The organism is Xenorhabdus poinarii G6 (genome assembly GCF_000968175.1).
Classification (GTDB): domain Bacteria; phylum Pseudomonadota; class Gammaproteobacteria; order Enterobacterales; family Enterobacteriaceae; genus Xenorhabdus; species Xenorhabdus poinarii.
In genome coordinates this window covers 2133266-2151673 of record NZ_FO704551.1, presented here as the reverse complement: position 1 = coordinate 2151673, position 18408 = coordinate 2133266, and the positions used below count along the sequence as shown (strand labels likewise).

General features: G+C 44.1%; 13 protein-coding genes. 5 read left to right on the top strand and 8 right to left on the bottom strand.

Going from position 1 to position 18408, the window contains the following annotated elements; all coding sequences use genetic code 11:
- Positions 1 to 3 precede the first annotated feature (3 nt).
- The 5 genes from infA to trxB form a co-directional block, all read right to left on the bottom strand.
- Positions 4 to 225 carry a translation initiation factor IF-1 gene (gene infA, locus XPG1_RS09965; RefSeq protein ID WP_045958940.1) on the bottom strand — a complete coding sequence of 74 codons (222 nt, stop codon included), beginning with the start codon at positions 223 to 225 and terminating at the stop codon, positions 4 to 6.
- Between the two features lie 163 nt (positions 226 to 388).
- On the bottom strand, positions 389 to 1078 hold the full coding sequence (aat, locus tag XPG1_RS09960) for a leucyl/phenylalanyl-tRNA--protein transferase (RefSeq protein WP_045958939.1): 690 nt from the start codon (positions 1076 to 1078) through the stop codon (positions 389 to 391).
- An 8-nt stretch (positions 1079 to 1086) separates the two neighbouring features.
- Positions 1087 to 2847, bottom strand: a complete 1761-nt coding sequence (gene cydC / locus XPG1_RS09955; RefSeq protein ID WP_045958938.1) for a heme ABC transporter ATP-binding protein/permease CydC — start codon at positions 2845 to 2847, stop codon at positions 1087 to 1089.
- 2 nt (positions 2848 to 2849) lie between these two features.
- Complete coding sequence (cydD, locus tag XPG1_RS09950) at positions 2850 to 4619, bottom strand: heme ABC transporter permease/ATP-binding protein CydD (protein ID WP_045958937.1); 1770 nt, start codon at positions 4617 to 4619, stop codon at positions 2850 to 2852.
- Positions 4620 to 4723: 104 nt separating this feature from the next.
- Positions 4724 to 5683: a thioredoxin-disulfide reductase gene (trxB, locus tag XPG1_RS09945; protein WP_045958936.1), complete on the bottom strand. Its 960-nt coding sequence runs from the start codon at positions 5681 to 5683 to the stop codon at positions 4724 to 4726.
- A 786-nt stretch (positions 5684 to 6469) separates the two neighbouring features.
- Between trxB and lrp the strand changes: the two genes are divergently transcribed.
- The 5 genes from lrp (at position 6470) to serS (ending at position 13883) form a co-directional block, all read left to right on the top strand.
- Complete coding sequence (gene lrp / locus XPG1_RS09940; RefSeq protein ID WP_045958935.1) at positions 6470 to 6964, top strand: leucine-responsive transcriptional regulator Lrp; 495 nt, start codon at positions 6470 to 6472, stop codon at positions 6962 to 6964.
- 132 nt (positions 6965 to 7096) lie between these two features.
- Positions 7097 to 10453, top strand: coding sequence for a DNA translocase FtsK (locus tag XPG1_RS09935; RefSeq protein ID WP_045958934.1), 3357 nt, complete (start codon positions 7097 to 7099; stop codon positions 10451 to 10453).
- Positions 10454 to 10524: 71 nt separating this feature from the next.
- A complete protein-coding gene (lolA, locus tag XPG1_RS09930; RefSeq protein WP_045958933.1) occupies positions 10525 to 11136 on the top strand; it encodes an outer membrane lipoprotein periplasmic chaperone LolA in 612 nt (203 codons plus the stop codon).
- 7 nt (positions 11137 to 11143) lie between these two features.
- On the top strand, positions 11144 to 12487 hold the full coding sequence (locus tag XPG1_RS09925; protein ID WP_045958932.1) for a replication-associated recombination protein A: 1344 nt from the start codon (positions 11144 to 11146) through the stop codon (positions 12485 to 12487).
- Positions 12488 to 12593: 106 nt separating this feature from the next.
- Positions 12594 to 13883: a serine--tRNA ligase gene (serS, locus tag XPG1_RS09920; protein ID WP_045958931.1), complete on the top strand. Its 1290-nt coding sequence runs from the start codon at positions 12594 to 12596 to the stop codon at positions 13881 to 13883.
- A gap of 104 nt (positions 13884 to 13987) precedes the next feature.
- Here serS and XPG1_RS09915 read toward each other — a convergent pair whose 3' ends face one another.
- From XPG1_RS09915 to pflB, 3 genes are all read right to left on the bottom strand, one after another.
- Positions 13988 to 14809 (bottom strand): BPSS1780 family membrane protein, encoded by an 822-nt coding sequence (locus tag XPG1_RS09915; RefSeq protein ID WP_045958930.1) that lies wholly within the window; start codon positions 14807 to 14809, stop codon positions 13988 to 13990.
- A gap of 468 nt (positions 14810 to 15277) precedes the next feature.
- Positions 15278 to 16018 (bottom strand): pyruvate formate lyase 1-activating protein, encoded by a 741-nt coding sequence (gene pflA / locus XPG1_RS09910; RefSeq protein ID WP_045958929.1) that lies wholly within the window; start codon positions 16016 to 16018, stop codon positions 15278 to 15280.
- A 104-nt stretch (positions 16019 to 16122) separates the two neighbouring features.
- Positions 16123 to 18405: a formate C-acetyltransferase gene (gene pflB, locus XPG1_RS09905; RefSeq protein WP_045958928.1), complete on the bottom strand. Its 2283-nt coding sequence runs from the start codon at positions 18403 to 18405 to the stop codon at positions 16123 to 16125.
- Positions 18406 to 18408 lie beyond the last annotated feature (3 nt).

Here is an 18408-nt window from a genome sequence, read left to right as displayed (position 1 = left end):
TAATCAGCGGCTACGGAAAGTGATACGCCCTTTTTCCGGATCATATGTAGTTAGCTCAACTGTAACCTTGTCTCCAGTCAGGATGCGGATATAGTTTTTACGCATTTTTCCCGAAATATGAGCAGTGACAACGTGCCCGTTGTCTAATTCAACGCGAAACACGGTATTTGGTAGTGTTTCTAACACAGTACCTTGCATTTCAAAACTATTGTCTTCTTTGGCCATCTAATCCTCTAAATGTAACAACCATGGTTTTTAACCGGCAAGATAATGCCGAAAAACCATCATTATGTAAAGGAATGTCGTCTTTTAACCCATCATTTTATATACGATAAGGTAATGGTGAGTGACATTCCCACCTTGAACAGTATTAATCTCTAAGAGACCATTATAAATCCAATCTTTGTACTAACCAGCAACCTGATTGCAATGATTGCTTTCTTAATTGATAAAGATACTGGAGAAATATTTCTCTTGGAATATTTTTAGCGCCCAATGATTCTGTATGGTGATTTAATACCTGACAGTCAAACAATTGGCCACCATGACGCAAAAAATGGTGATAAAATGCGACAAAAGCACATTTGGAGGCATTTAGCATTTTGCTAAACATTGACTCACCACAAAATAGTGTACCGACACTTACACCATATAATCCCCCTACAAGCTGATGGTTATACCAGACTTCGACCGAATGTGCTAAGCCTTCATCATGTAAGGATTGATAACTTTTTTGAATGTCTGCCCCAATCCAGGTGCCTTCTTGCCGTTGGGCACAATGGTATATCACTTCATCGAAAGCACAGTTTACCGTAATTTGGTAAGTATGTTTGCGAATAAAACGACGCAGTGTTCGGCCAGTATGTAATTCTCCAGGGATCAGTACCGCCCGGGGATCGGGAGACCACCACAAAGGAGGTTCATGAGGTGAATACCACGGAAAAATCCCCTCATGATACGCTACTCGTAAACGTTCTGCACTCAGATCTCCACCAAACGCCAGTAAACCATTAGGTTCAGTTAACGCATTTGTTGGGTGGGGGAAGGTATATGAGTTATCCAGTTGAGCTATTGGCATAAGCTGAATCACCTGTGTTCTGGATATTCCGGTAACAGAGAAAATTGTTGCCGCTGGTAAAACTGATAATAACGGCCTTGCAGAGCCAGTAGCGCACTGTGTTTGCCTTGCTCAATAATACACCCTCCATCCATCACGCAGATTCGATCCATATGTTGTAATCCGGTGAGCCGATGGGTCACAATAATCAGTGCCTTGTGCTGGCAGTGACGGCGTAACAGCAACAAAATCTGTTGTTCTGTATCTGCATCCAGCCCTTCAGTTGGCTCATCCAGAAGCATCAAAGGAGCGTCGTGTAACAATGCTCTGGCTATTCCCAAACGACGCTGTTCTCCTCCAGAAAGCTGACGCCCGCCTTCGCCTAACCAACAGTTGAGTTTTTCATCCGTGTCGAGCAGGTATTCTAAACCAACGAGCTGTAATAGGGTGATTAATTCATCGTCATTAGCATTTGGTTTTGCCAATAAAAGATTTTCTCGCAAAGTGTGGCTAAATACATGTATTCGTTGGGGAACAACGGACATCATTGATCGCAGCGTTGCCTCATCATAGTAAGAGATAAGGTGTTGATTAAGTTGAATTTCACCACTATTGATATCCCATGCACGGGTCAATAATTGTAAGAGGGTTGATTTTCCACATCCTGTTTTTCCCAATAAAGCAATATGTTCGCCTGGCGCCAGGGAGAGAGAAATATTTTTCAATACAGGTAAGGGTTGACCAGGATAGGTAAAATCAACATTTTTTATCTCAAGGCTGAGTTCATTATGTGCCTCAACCCCATATGAAGGGAAAACAATTTCCGGTTTTTGATACATCAACTGAGAAACACGGGTCGCAGAAGAAATGACTTGCCCCATATGCTGAAATGCAACGGTAACCGGTCCAAGTGCTTCGAATGCGGCAAGGACACAGAATGTAAACAACGCAATGAATGCGCCAGCCTGACTATTTTCGCCTATGCCTGCTGTAGATAACCAAAGAACCAACGTCACGGTGATGCCAGTGGAAAAAATCATGATGGCTTGTGCAAGCCCGGTTAAACCGGCTTGTTTTTGTTGTTTTGTTAACCAATTATTTTCAACGTCGGTCAGGGATTGGCGAAAACGTTTAAGGGCACCGAATACGCTCAGTTCAGCTTGCCCCTGTAACGCACTGATAAGTAGTGTACGGTACAGACCACGTTGGTGGGTAATCTCTCTGCCGCAAGATTTTCCTGCGTGGTAAAACCCGACAGGTAATATCAGCAATAGCCCCAGCATAATACCGCCAATGGTGTAGGCGAGGGTAATATCAAGAATCCCTAAGCCAAATGTCAGTATTAAAATGACGACCAATGCCGCAAGGACAGGAGAAATAACACGCAGATACAGGTGATCCAGTGTTTCGACATCGGCAACAAGCCGGTTTAACAATTCCCCCTGACGAAAGCGGGCTATACCACCGGGAGAAAGAGGCAGTATTTTTTGAAAAGCAAAAACGCGTAAGTGCGCTAATACACGGAATGTGGCATCGTGGCTGACAAGCCGTTCACTATAACGGCCAGCGGTCCGAAAAATAGCTGCGCCACGCACGCCAGCGGCAGGTAGCATATAGTTGAACGTATATAATCCTGCAAATCCGGCCAGCGCTGTGCCAGCAAGAAACCAACCGGACAATGTTAACAACCCGATACTGGCCAGCAACGTGACCATCGCTAATATCATGCCTAAGCTAATGAGCAACCAATGGCGGCGATAGAGTGTGAGGAATGGGAGTAATACACGCATGATCAAAGCTCCACACAACGGTGAGATAACAAACGAGAAAATGCACCTTGAGACTGGCTTAAAGTTTGATAATCACCCTGCTCAATGAGTAACCCATTTTCCATGACCCAAATTTGGTCATAGGATAATGTTTCTTCCAGCAAATGAGTCACTAATAATGTCGTTTGCTGATGAGATGCCTGATTTAAAGCCATCATCACACGTTGTTCGCTATGCGCATCAAGACTCGCGGCTGGCTCATCCAGTAATAGTAACTGGCAGGGATTCAATAATGCTCGTGCCACCGCGATACGTTGGGCTTGCCCGACAGACAGGCGAGCCGCATTGTCACCGACTACCGTTGCCATTCCATTCGGGAGATCACGGATAAATTCACTGACATAAGCCCGATCCATCACATTTTGGATTTGTGCTTGTGTGGCATCATATTGACCGAGACGGATATTATCGAGCAACGTTTGTTCTGGCAGATGCGGATTTTGCCCAACCCAACTCAAGTGGTCTCGCCATTTGGTCAGATTGAGTTCACGCAATTCAATACCATTAATTTTTAGCGAACCGTGATAAGGCAGGAACCCGAGTAACACATTGATCAACGAACTTTTGCCGGCACCACTTTTTCCAACCAGCGCAATGCGTTGATGCTTATCAATCGTAAAATTTAAAGGGCCCGCAAGGTGATGGCCATTGTGGGATAGAATCTCCAGTTCACTGGCCTGAATGGCGACGGGGTTTATATCGGGTAGTGTTTTCTCACCGTTGGTTGTAATTTGCTCCCCATCACTGCTAAGCAAAGTGAAAAGCGATTCTGCTGCGCCGATCGCCTGAGCTTTTGCATGATAAAATGTCCCTAAATCCCGCAAAGGTTGAAAAAATTCAGGTGCGAGAATTAACGCGAGGAACCCCGAAAATAAGGTAACTCCCATGCCGTAACTGCCAAAATGCAATTCACCCAAATAGGAAAAACCGAAGTAAACAGCAACAACCGCGATGGAAACGGCGGCAAAAAACTCTAAGACGGCTGAAGATAAAAATGCCATCCGCAGTACTTCCATGGTTCTGCGACGAAAATTCTCGGTTGATTCTGTGATTTGTTTAACTTCGGCATCCCCCCGATGAAACAGGCGCAACGTTTCCAATCCGCGTAAACGATCGAGAAAATTACCGCTTAATCGACTCAGAGCAACAAAATTGCGTTGATTGGCATCTGCGGCACCTAAACCCACCAAGGCCATAAACAGAGGGATCAAGGGTGCCGTGACAAATAAAATCAGTCCGGCGGCCCAGTTAATCGGGAATACGGCAATCAGAATGAGGATAGGGATCATCGTCGCAAGCGCAATTTGGGGCAGATAGCGGGAATAAAAATCCTGCATATCTTCTATTTGCTCCAGGATAATGGTAGCCCAACTTCCAGCAGGCTTTCCTTTAACCCAGACCGGTCCCAGTTGTTCGAGTTTATCCAGTACCATGCTGCGGATTTGCTGGCGGATAATCTTGCCACAGATAAACCCGATCCGCTCCCGTATAGCATTAACCACTGCCCGTAATGTAAAAGCAGCAGCCAACATGAGAAATCGGTCGATAAGATTTTCGCGGGGAACATGATCCATAATCAAGGCTTGAAGGAGGGTAGCCAAGATCCAAGCTTGAGCGATAATCAGCAATCCACTGATCAGGCCAAGCAGCATGGATAAACGCAGCCATTGACGGGCAGGCGCAGTTTGTTGTTTCAGCCAGCGAACAAGTTCAGATTGTCTTGCTTTGTCCATAAGAAAAGTTTCTGATTAGCGGGTGATGATACGGAATATCAAAACAAGCTTATGTTACCTGTTAAAAAGCGCTACCGAAATAGCGCTTTTGGAAAAAGGGGAGATTATTGGGTTGCCAACCCGTCCAGGAAACGTTCAGCATCCAGTGCAGCCATACAGCCTGTGCCGGCGGAGGTAATCGCTTGACGGTACACATGATCCATCACATCTCCGGCCGCAAAGATACCGGGAACAGACGTCTGAGTGGCATTACCGTGCAATCCAGACTGAACTTTGATATACCCGTTTTCCAGTTCTAACTGACCGTCAAAAATGGTTGTATTCGGGCTATGGCCGATAGCGATGAAAACACCGGTAACATCCAGTTCTTCGGTATTGTCACCTTTTGTTTCCCGAATACGGATACGGGTAACGCCCATATCATCACCCAGAACTTCATCCAGAGTACGATCAGTATGCAGAATGATATTACCGTTCTTCACTTTCTCCATCAGGCGATCAATCAGGATTTTCTCAGAACGGAATGTATCACGACGGTGAATCAGATGTACCTCAGAGGCAATGTTCGCTAAATACAGCGCTTCTTCAACCGCGGTATTACCACCACCAACGACTGCCACTTTTTGTTTGCGATAGAAAAAACCATCACATGTTGCACAGGCAGATACACCACGGCCCTTGAACGCCTCTTCGGAAGGCAGTCCGAGATAACGGGCTGAAGCGCCTGTCGCGATGATTAAAGCATCACAGGTATATTCTTGTTCATCACCAAATAAACGAAATGGTCTGTTTGAGAAATCAACTTTCTGAATATGGTCAGAAATAATCTTTGTTTGAAATTTTTCAGCGTGCTGGAACATACGTTCCATTAAACCTGGACCAGTCAGACCTTCAGGATCGCCGGGCCAGTTCTCAACTTCAGTCGTAGTGGTCAATTGGCCGCCTTTTTCAACCCCGGTAATGAGGACGGGATTTAGATTCGCGCGGGCTGCATACACCGCAGCGGTATAACCAGCAGGACCTGAGCCAAGAATGATAAGTTTACTGTGATTGTCTGTGCTCATGAATACCTCATTTCCATTATCGCATATTGCAGATTTAGGGATTGTAGGAGAAATAATAAGTTAAAAAAAGCGATTATCAGATAAAATATTCATGTTATTAACGATTTTACTGATAGATAATCACGATGATGTCATCAAATTGTTAGAAGAGAGGGTTCCACTTTCTGTATCGAACATCATTTATACATTTGAGACATTAAGTGAGCGATTAAAACGATTTACTGAAAGTTTGTTTGGTATGTTGTCCTGATTTTTGTTCATTTACTTTGACAATCCGCTATGCATTTGCGAAAACATCTGTATAAGAGATAATTATCTACCTCGCTAATCAATTGTTTCTATAGAATAGATAAAATTAATGTGGATAATTTTCTCATTGAATATTAAAAATTGCCGTTAAGCTGTTTTCTGAACACCTGGCGTTTTAGAAGATAGTGTTCTGGGAGATCGTGTTCTGAGAGCGTTTTTCGGAACAGGATATTCGGGTAAATCGTGTTATATATCTAATGAATTTTAAGTTGCAACGTGGCTGCAAGGAAACAAAATCTCAAACACATAGAAATTTGGTGGCTGGATAGGTGAACATCGCCGGCATCGCAGCGACTTAGAAGATAAAAGAGATAATCACGCGAATGCCAGAAGATTGTATTCCGGAAATGATGGTAGACCTCAACCCTTGGTTACAGATTGAGTTTTTAGCCTTTGAAGACATCTTTTCCAGCTCAACCGATTGAAAGAGATAGGGAAAATGTTATAGGTATAGGAATATAAAGAGAGAGCAATAAGATGATAGATAATAAGAAGCGCCCAGGAAAAGATCTTGATCGTATAGATCGTAACATCCTCAACGAATTGCAGAAAGATGGTCGTATTTCTAACGTGGAGTTATCCAAACGAGTGGGTTTATCACCCACGCCTTGTCTGGAGCGTGTACGCCGCTTGGAGCGTCAGGGCTTTATTTCTGGCTACGCAGCGTTGCTGAATCCGCATTACTTGGACGCATCATTGTTGGTATTCGTTGAAATCACGCTAAACCGCGGTGCAGCAGATGTATTTGAACAATTTAACACGGCTGTTCAGAAACTAGAAGAAATCCAGGAATGCCATTTAGTTTCTGGTGATTTTGATTACTTGCTGAAAACGCGTGTGCCAGATATGTCTGCCTATCGGAAATTACTCGGCGAAACCTTGTTACGTCTTCCTGGTGTTAACGATACCCGTACTTATGTGGTAATGGAAGAAGTAAAACAGAGTAACCGTTTGGTAATTAAAACTCGTTAAATTTCTGTCTAAAATGTACAGATGCAAAACAGGAAAAACTTAGGTACACTCCTGTGTATGCATACAGTTTCAACGCTGAGCTGCCCTCAGCGTTGTTCCGTTTAATCAACAAGAAACCCTGGAGATCCTTTCTTGAACCAGGAATATACAGAAGACAAACGTGTTAAGTTGAAGAAAATAAGCAGTGGCCGTCGGCTTCTGGAAGCCGTTTTGTTGGTTATTGCTATTTGTGCTGTGTACTTGATGGTCGCGTTATTGAGCTTTAACCCCTCTGATCCCAGTTGGTCACAAACATCGTGGCATGAACCTGTTCACAATTGGGGTGGCAGTGTTGGTGCCTGGTTATCGGATACGCTGTTCTCCGCATTTGGTATTTTTGCCTATGCAGTCCCGCCGCTGATGTTTTTAGGTTGCTGGAATGCTTTCCGTCCAAAAGATAGGCAAGAGTACGTCGATTTCGTCATACTTGCATTACGCGTCATTGGTGCTTTGGCTCTGATACTCACTTCGTGTGGTTTGGCGGCGCTTAATATTGATGATTTTGATCAATTTTCTGCGGGTGGCGTTATTGGTAATTTATTCAGCGGTGCGATTTTGCTTCGGTTCAACCTGCTTGGATCAACATTGGCGCTGCTTGGTTTCTGGGCTGTTGGATTCACCCTGTTTACCGGCTGGTCGTGGCTCACGATTGCAGAAAAAATAGGTGCGGTTATTCTGGATGCATTGAGCTTTGTAGTCAATCGTGGTCGTCATGACGCTGAATATACGCCAGAAAATACATTAGATGCTGAGCGCTCAACCCGTGAGCAGACACAAACCGGGCAGGGTGATATACATGACACGAATAAATCAGCGGGCGCGAGTGAAAAGTCAGACGCAGATGAAGATGATGTGTTATTGACCGTGCCAACGGTGGTTGAATTAGCGAGTACCGCGGCAGATTTGCAACCTACAGCCGCTTCTTTGGCTATGGAAGAAACAGTGATATCCTCTCCAGCAGTAGATCAACTGGAAGTACAATCTCAGGAAGAAGAACATGGAGAAGCGGGGCATCAGGAACAAGAACCCATCCGCTATTCTTTTGAAGTCTCTGATCAAGACGCCTCCGGTACCCACATTGAAGCAGATAACGTTGTTGAAGCAGATAACGTTTCCCAGCCTATTTTGCATAGCCCGATTGAAATCAATACGCAGTCACACGCTGCATTCACGCTTGCGCCAAATGATGAAGAGAATTTGAAAAATGTGGCAGCAAATCTCGCCAGCCCGGTGGTGGTGACGAGAAATCCACAGGTGAAACAAGGTATTGGTCCTGAAATGCCTCGTCCAAACCCTGTCAGGATCCCCACCCGCCGAGAATTGTACGGTATTAAAGTCCCCTCTCACCGTTTGGCAGAATATAGGCAGCGAGAAGAGAAAGAGCGGCAAAATGAGCAGATTGCAGAAGCTAATGAACAGCAGATGGATGCTCAACAACAAGATATGTTGCGTCAGCAATTCCTCGATCAGCAACGTGAACGCTATGGCACCCATTTTGCAGAAGAAACCAGGGAGCGAGGTGAAGAAGAAACAGTGATCCACCAACAACCAACGGCGACTGAGTTTATAACAAATGGCGTGAATGAACAGAGAGCAGGGCAACAACAGGGTGCAATAGATAAACAGTTAATAGATGAACCAATAGATCAACAAAAAGCGCAGGAAGAAGCGTTACGAGTTGCTTTTGAGCAGCAGCAGCGTGAACGTTACCAAATGTATCCACCTGCATCTTCGGTTCAAATATTGACCCCGGATGAACAATCAGACGCGCAATCTTTCCCGCAGGCTAATCATCTCGATGAGCCGAAGCCAGTGGAATTCGCATCAGAATCACCGAGTCAACATATTCAGGAGAAAAATATAGCTGCTGAGCTTGATTCTCACGAATTGAAAAGTAAGCAATTACAGCAAGATAGCTTGTTTCATCCATTTTTGATACGCAATGATCAACCCTTGCCTAAACCAACAACCCCCATGCCCTCTTTGGATCTGTTGGCAGCACCTCCTGCGGAAGAAGAACCGGTTGATATGTTTGCACTTGAGCAAACCTCGCGTTTAATTGAAGCGCGTTTGAATGATTATCGCGTCAAAGCGGATGTTGTTGGCTTCTCTCCAGGGCCAGTCATCACACGATTTGAGTTGGATTTGGCACCAGGGGTAAAAGCCTCACGTATTTCTAACTTATCGCGTGACCTTGCTCGCTCATTGTCAGCCGTCGCTGTTCGTATCGTGGAAGTTGTTCCGGGAAAACCTTATGTTGGGCTGGAATTACCCAATAAAAAACGCCAAACAGTTTATCTGCGGGAAGTCCTGGATTGCGAGAAGTTTCGTGATAACCCTTCACCGCTCACAATCGTATTAGGAAAAGACATTGCAGGTCAGCCGGTTGTTGCTGATTTGGGTAAAATGCCACACTTATTGGTCGCCGGGACGACCGGTTCGGGGAAATCGGTAGGGGTCAATGCGATGATCCTCAGTATCTTGTATAAAGCGAAACCGGAAGATGTGCGCTTTATTATGATCGATCCTAAAATGCTTGAATTATCCGTTTATGGCGGAATTCCACATCTGTTGACTGAAGTTGTCACCGATATGAAAGATGCCGCTAATGCATTGCGCTGGTGTGTCAATGAGATGGAACGGCGTTATAAATTGATGTCAGCGTTAGGTGTACGCAATATTGCGGGTTATAACGATAAAATCAAACAAGCAGAAAATATGGGGCGTCCGATCCCTGATCCGTTCTGGAAGCCGGGCGACAGTATGGACGTAACACATCCTGTGCTGAAAAAAGAGCCTTATATTGTGGTCATGGTTGATGAGTTTGCCGATCTGATGATGACAGTCGGGAAAAAAGTGGAAGAATTAATTGCACGCTTGGCTCAGAAAGCACGAGCAGCAGGTATTCACTTGGTACTGGCAACACAACGCCCTTCTGTTGATATTATCACCGGGTTGATTAAGGCCAATATTCCGACGCGGATTGCCTTTACGGTATCCAGTAAAATAGATTCCCGTACTATCCTTGATCAAGGTGGCGCAGAATCATTACTTGGCATGGGAGATATGCTTTATTTAGCACCAAACTCTTCCATTCCTGTACGTGTTCATGGGGCCTTTGTACGCGATCAAGAAGTTCATGAAGTTGTGAATGACTGGAAAGCCCGTGGTCGTCCTCAATATATCGATAGTATTGTCAAAGGGGGAGAAGACGGCGAAGGCAGCCTGGGATTTGACAGCGAGGAAGAGCTGGATCCACTGTTCGATCAAGCCGTTGAATTTATCATTGAAAAGCGTCGGGTTTCCATTTCGGGTGTACAACGTCAATTCCGTATTGGGTATAATCGAGCCGCTCGAATTGTCGAACAAATGGAAGCCCAACAGATAGTCAGTTCACCGGGGCATAATGGGAATCGTGAAGTTTTGGCACCTCCCCCGCATGAACATTAATGACTGCGGTGAAATGCAATACACGATCAGCTTGCCGGCTGATAATAAAACGAATTGAAGGTATCTCGCACATGAAAAAACTGATTTTGATTGGTTGTCTGATGATGGGTGTGAGCACAGGTTCTGTGTGGGCTGATGCGGAGCAGGATCTACAAGGGCGTTTGGGGAAAGTGAATAGTTTTCATGCCAGTTTCACTCAAACCGTCACGAGTAATGACGGTTCAACAATCCAAAAAGGGGAAGGGCAACTTTGGATCAAACGCCCTAATCTGTTTAACTGGCATATGACCTCACCTGATGAGAGTGTGTTAGTTTCTGATGGAAAAACCTTGTGGTTTTATAACCCTTTTGTTGAACAAGTGACAGCAAATTGGTTAAAAGAAGCAACAGGGAATACGCCATTTATGTTAATTACCCGTAATGACCCGGCGGACTGGAAACAGTATAAAGTTGTACAGAATGGCAACAGCTTTGAGTTAACGCCGGATAACGCTAATGGCAATTTAAAACATTTTTCAATTACGGTGACGCCAGAGGGCACGATTCAAAAATTTACGGCTGTTGAACAGGATGGGCAAAAAAGTTCTTATCAATTAAAAGGGCAGCAAAACACCAACGTAGATGCGGCAAAGTTCAAATTTACCGTACCGCAAGGCGTCACGCTGGATGATCAACGCCAGTGAGGTATAAGTGAACAACCTTTCTCTTGATTTTTCACAGAATGAATTTCAGCCCCTGGCCGCAAGAATGCGGCCAGTCACATTGGATCATTATGTCGGCCAGCAACACTTATTGGCGGAAGGAAAACCGTTACCAAGAGCTATCCGGGCAGGACATCTCCACTCCATGATTTTATGGGGACCGCCGGGAACGGGAAAAACAACGCTGGCTGAAATCATGGGTTATTATGCGCAAGCTGATATTGAACGTATTTCGGCAGTAACATCCGGTATTAAAGAAATTCGTGGTGCCATAGAGAAAGCCCAACAAAACCGTAACGCGGGGCGTAGGACAATCTTATTTGTTGATGAGGTTCATCGATTTAATAAAAGTCAGCAGGATGCGTTTTTACCCCATGTTGAAGACGGTACGATTACATTTATTGGTGCCACAACCGAAAATCCTTCCTTCGAACTAAATTCAGCATTATTGTCGCGGGCTCGTGTCTATTTACTGAAACCATTGTTGGCATCAGAAATTGAACTCGTGCTTATTCAGGCCATGAATGATACAGCGCGTGGTCTTGGCGGGCAGAATATCGTATTACCCGACAATACTCGCCAGATGATAGCTGAACTTGTTGCGGGAGACGCACGCCGTTCACTGAATTTGCTGGAAATGATGTCGGATATGGCGGAAACCAACGCACAAGGGCTGCGGGTTTTAACGCCCGAATTATTGAAAGAAGTCAGTGGGGAAAGGAGTGCAAGGTTTGATAACAAAGGTGATCGATATTACGATTTAATTTCAGCCTTGCATAAATCAATCCGCGGTTCAGCACCTGATGCAGCACTTTACTGGTATGCCCGTATGATAACGGCAGGGGGGGACCCGCTTTACGTTGCTCGTCGGTTATTGGCGATTGCTTCTGAAGATGTAGGGAATGCTGATCCTCGTGGTATGCAAGTTGCGATTGCCGCATGGGATTGTTTTACGCGCGTGGGGGTGGCTGAAGGAGAAAGGGCTATTGCACAGGCGATTGTCTACCTTGCATGTGCACCGAAAAGCAATGCCGTTTATACCGCATTCAAAGCCGCTATGGCGGACGCGCAAAACAAGCCCGATTATGATGTTCCTGCCCACTTACGTAATGCACCAACGAAGCTGATGAAAGATATTGGGCTTGGTGAAACGTATCGTTACGCTCACGATGAAGCGAATGCATATGCTGCCGGGGAAGTTTATTTTCCCCCGGAAATGCAGCAAACACGTTATTATTATCCGGCTACCAGAGGGATGGAAGGTAAGATTGGTGAGAAACTAAACTGGCTAATGGCACAGGATCAAAATAGCCCAATAAAACGCTATCGTTAATTTTCCTGATGCGGTAAGGTTTATAGTCAATTCTCGCAAATCGATTTTTCAATAACAATTTTTTCAATAACCATTATTTTCAATAACAACAAAGCACAGGACTAGCATGCTCGATCCAAATATACTGCGTAATGAGCTAGACGCAGTCGCCGAAAAACTGGCTCGCAGGGGGTATACCCTTGATGTGGAGATGCTGCGTAAACGCGAAGAGCGTCGCAAAGTTTTACAAGTTGAAACTGAAACCCTGCAGGCAGAACGTAATTCCCGATCGAAGGCTATTGGTACAATGAAAGCCCGTGGTGAAGATATTGAACCACTGCGTCAGGAAGTCAATCAGTTGGGTGAAAAACTGGATTCAGCAAAAGCTGAATTGGAAGTCTTGCAAGCTGAAATTCGTCATATCGCGTTAAGCATACCAAACTTGCCAGATGATTCTTCTCCGGACGGAAAAGATGACAGTGATAATCTGGAAATCAGTCGTTGGGGTGAACCTCGCCAATATGATTTTGACATCAAAGATCACGTTTCGCTGGGTGAATTGACTGGTGGTCTGGATTTTGCTGCTGCGGTTAAATTGACTGGCTCACGTTTTGTGGTGATGAAAGGTCAGATAGCTCGTCTGCACCGTGCTATTTCGCAGTTTATGCTGGATCTGCATACTGAACAGCATGGTTATCTGGAAACTTACGTCCCTTATCTGGTTAATCAGGATTCCTTATATGGGACAGGCCAGTTACCTAAATTTGGTGAAGATCTGTTCCATACCAGACCACTGGAAGAAGAATCTGGTAGCCATTATGCGCTGATTCCAACCGCAGAAGTGCCTGTCACTAACTTAGTGCGTAACGAAATTCTGGATGAAAGTGAGTTACCACTGAAAATGACGGCCCATACGCCTTGCTTCCGTTCCGAAGCAGGATCTTACGGTCGTGATACCCGTGGCCTGATTCGTATGCACCAGTTTGATAAAGTTGAGTTAGTTCAGATTGTTCATCCTGAGAAATCCATGGATGCATTGGAAGAATTGACGGGGCATGCAGAAAAAGTCCTGCAATTACTGAATCTTCCTTACCGTAAGATGCTATTGTGTGTCGGTGATATGGGCGCAAGCGCAAGAAAAACGTACGATCTGGAAGTTTGGTTACCCGCGCAGAATACTTACCGTGAAATCTCATCTTGTTCCAACATGTGGGATTTCCAAGCGCGTCGTATGCAAGCGCGTTTTCGCGGTAAAGAGGATAAGAAAACTCAATTGGTGCATACATTGAATGGTTCTGGTTTGGCGGTAGGTCGTACTCTGGTTGCGGTGATGGAAAACTATCAGCAGGCAGATGGTCGCATTGCCATCCCGGAAGTATTGCGCCCTTATATGAATGGATTGGAATATATTGGTTAATCTCAGCTATTCTTAATAAAAAAGCGCCGCATAATGGCGCTTTTTTATCAGTATAGTGACTGTTAATGATAAATAAACTATTCGCTGATTAAATTGAAATGGTGTTATTCACTTTTGCTTACTTGTGGAGCATAAAAAATATTGCGATAGGTAGTATAATAAGTTGCCATGTACATAGGGATAGTAATCAATAAACCTAATCCAAATGGAATAGCAGAAATATACATAAGCACATTGATGAGTAAGAAAAAGATAAAACCACCCAGCAAATTTTGCTTTACTGCACTCAAGCTCATTGAAACAGCTTCTCCAAATTTCAGATCATTAATCATAATCAGAGCAGGAGCAAACCAGCTAAATGCAAGAGCAATGATAGAGAAAATAGCCATGATAACCCCTGCCAGAATTAAAGTAGAAATACCTCCTAGCAGTAGGGCAGGATCTGAGTTTTGTAATAAGAAAAAAAGTTGAAGTAGGCTTACACCGCCAATAAGCATAGACGCAAATAAACCGAGTATAGAGATACCAAAGGTTAGTGCTCCAACAGCAACCAGTGAACCCAATTTGTGCTTAAACCCAACGAACAGAGAACCTATTTTAAGCTCGCCTGTCATTCTTTGTTCCTCAGAAGCAACAATGATCCCCGCTGTGAAGACGGGTAAAATGAGTATAATTGCAAAAAATAAATATGGAATTATTAAGGCGAGAATACTGGAGACGACAACAAATGCTAATAAACTGACGGAATAGGTTAAATACAGTAAAAGCCATTTCAGCGGTTGTGCTTTAAACATGTTCCAGGCATTGCTAATCCATTCTATTGATGCGCCGGCACCAACTGCACGTCCGCCGGGAATAAATGTCTCTTTTTCTTTACTCAGAGAAACGTTCTCTCCTGATGTTGAATTAATCTCTTGATGATCCATCTTTTTTCCGATTTACCTTATTGAACGATTATTATTAAATTGGTCTTTCTCTATTTCCATCTCATTAGCACAAATTATGAGAAAAACGGCAGGATTATCATATAAAAATGATTAATCAACAAGCATTAGTTGCCATGATGATTAACGGATTAATGTGCAATTGCGCCTTAATATTGAAGGATATATTCTATTATTTTAATTTCATTTTATTATATAAATTTGGATTATATGCTTTTTTAAAAACTTAAAGAAAAAATCAAAATTTAAGCGCGAGATATTGTGAATTTCTAGAAGAAATTTTTTTATCATAAGCGTTATTGTATTTGATTTCACAACTAATAATTTATGAGTGTAATTTTATTTTACGTTATTACATGAAAAATAACTATTGTGTGATTAAATGCAGCATTGGCTCAATAATAGATTGAACCAATTGCAATTGATGGCGAAAAAGGGGAAAAAGCGGGGCTAATAGATGACTTTATGTCCATAACTGGACAGAATATCTTTTACTCTCTCCATGGTCTCTTGGGTTGGCGGTTTGACCCCTTCTAGCTGATATTCTTCACCCAGGGTAATCCATTTATGTTTGCCAAGTTCATGATAAGGCAATAACTCAATTTTCTCGATATTTTTCATGCCATGAGTGAATTCACCCAGCATTTGAACAGAATTGTCATCGTCTGACCATCCTGGTACAACGACATAGCGAATCCATGTTTTCTGGTTACGTTTTGCCAGATAACGGGCAAATTCAAGAGTCCGATGATTAGATACGCCGACTAATTTTTGGTGGATATCATCATTAAGCTGTTTTAAATCCAGCATCACTAAATCAGTGGCATCCAGTAATTCATCGATCACCGGATCATAACGGCGCACGAAACCATTGGTATCCAGACAGGTATGGATACCCTCTGCATGGCAGGCTCTGAACCAATCGCGGACAAACTCGGCCTGCAGAATAGCTTCACCACCAGAAGCGGTGACGCCACCTCCCGAAGCATTCATAAAATGACGATAGGTTATGGCTTCTTTTATGAGTTCTTCAACAGTGACCGCTTTTCCGCTATGGGTATCCCAGGTATCGCGATTATGACAATAGAGGCAGCGCATGAGACAACCTTGAAAAAACACGATAAAGCGAATACCGGGGCCATCTACGGTTCCGCAAGATTCAAATGAGTGGATACGGCCAAGTACGGGCATGAGAGGACTTCTCCAAAACTGACAAGCGATAAAGACCCCATTATTTAGGGGTCTTTAGTGTATGTCATTTTATTTCAATATAAGACAATGATATGGTTCTGATATTACATCGATTGAGTAAAAGTACGCGTGATAACATCTCGTTGCTGTTCTTTAGTTAAAGAGTTAAACCGCACGGCATAGCCTGATACGCGAATGGTCAGTTGTGGGTATTTCTCAGGATTTTCCATCGCTTCCAACAACATGTCACGGTTCATTACATTGACGTTCAGATGCTGACCTCCTTCAATATCCGCTTCGTGATGGAAATAACCATCCATCAGACCAGCCAGATTGGCTTTACGTACATCATCATCTTTACCTAATGCATTAGGCACGATAGAGAAAGTGTATGAAATACCATCTTTGGCATAGGCAAATGGCAGTTTAGCCACCGAAGTTAATGAAGCAACGGCCCCTTTCTGGTCGCGTCCGTGCATTGGGTTCGCACCTGGCCCAAATGGAGCGCCAGCACGACGTCCATCAGGTGTATTACCGGTTTTCTTACCATAAACCACGTTGGAGGTGATGGTCAGTACAGATTGTGTCGGAACGGCATGGCGATATGTTTGCAGTTTCTGGATTTTTTTCATGAAACGTTCAACCAGATCACAAGCGATATCATCGACACGTGGATCATTGTTGCCGAATTGAGGGTATTCACCTTCAATGTTGAAATCAATGGCTAAACCCGCTTCATCACGAATTGGCGAAACTTTTGCGTATTTAATGGCAGACAGTGAGTCAGCCGCAACAGACAAGCCCGCGATACCACATGCCATAGTGCGGAATACATCACGATCATGCAGTGCCATTAACGAGGCTTCATAGCTGTACTTGTCGTGCATATAATGGATAATGTTCAGGGCAGTAACATACTGTTTTGCCAGCCAATCCATGAAATGATCCATGCGTTCCATGACTTTGTCATAATCCAGCACGGCGTCTTTCATTGGCTCCTCTTTCGGGCCAACCTGCATTTTCATTTTTTCATCCACACCGCCGTTGATGGCATACAGCATGGTTTTTGCCAGGTTTGCACGGGCGCCGAAGAACTGCATTTGTTTACCCACAATCATCGGGCTGACGCAACACGCGATAGCATAATCATCGCTGTTGAAATCAGGACGCATCAGATCATCATTTTCATATTGCAGGGATGAAGTATCGATCGATACTTTTGCAGCAAACTTTTTAAAGCTAACAGGCAGTTTTTCAGACCACAGAATGGTCATGTTAGGTTCTGGCGATGGCCCCATGGTATACAGCGTATTCAGGAAACGGAAGCTGTTTTTAGTGACAAGTGTACGGCCATCCAAACCCATACCTGCCAGGGATTCGGTTGCCCAAATAGGGTCACCAGAGAACAATTCATCGTACTCCGGTGTACGTAGGAAACGCACCATGCGCAGTTTCATCACCAGGTGGTCAATCAGTTCTTGAGCCTGTTGTTCGGTCAATTGACCGGCTTGTATATCACGTTCGATGTAGATATCCAGGAAACTGGACACCCGGCCAAAAGACATGGCTGCCCCGTTTTGAGATTTAACAGCGGCCAGATAAGCGAAATAAGTCCATTGCACCGCTTCTTGCGCATTGGTTGCCGGATTGGCAATATCATAACCGTATTTAGCCGCCATCTCTTTGATTTGACCCAGCGCATGGTGCTGTTCAGCCAGCTCTTCACGCAGGCGGATAGTCGATTCTAAATCTTCGCCGTTTTCCAATTTTTCCTGTAAAGAAGTGAATTGCGCAAATTTCTCATCACGCAGAAAATCGATACCATACAGTGCTACGCGACGATAATCGCCGATAATCCGGCCACGACCGTAGGCATCAGGCAAACCCGTTAATACACCAGATTTACGGCATTTCAGGATATCAGGCGTGTAAACATCGAATACGCCTTGGTTATGCGTTTTCCGATATTCAGTGAAAATCTGTTTCAGTTTCGGGTTAAGCTCGCGCTGATAGGCTTTACAAGAGCCTTCGACCATTTTAATGCCACCAAATGGAATAATGGCACGTTTCAAAGGGGCTTCAGTTTGCAGGCCAACGATTTTTTCCAGATCTTTTTCGATATAACCAGCATCATGAGACGTAATTGTTGACGCAATGTCAGTATCAAAATCGACCGGCGCATGGGTACGGTTTTCGATTTTGATGCCTTCCATCACTTTCTCCCACAAAACATTGGTTGCATTTGTGGCGCCTGCAAGGAATGATTCATCACCTTCATACGGAGTATAGTTTTTCTGGATGAAATCACGCACGTTGACTTCAGTCTGCCAACTACCCTCGTTAAAGCCTTGCCATGCTACAGAAAATTTTTCGTTTAACTCGGACATGAT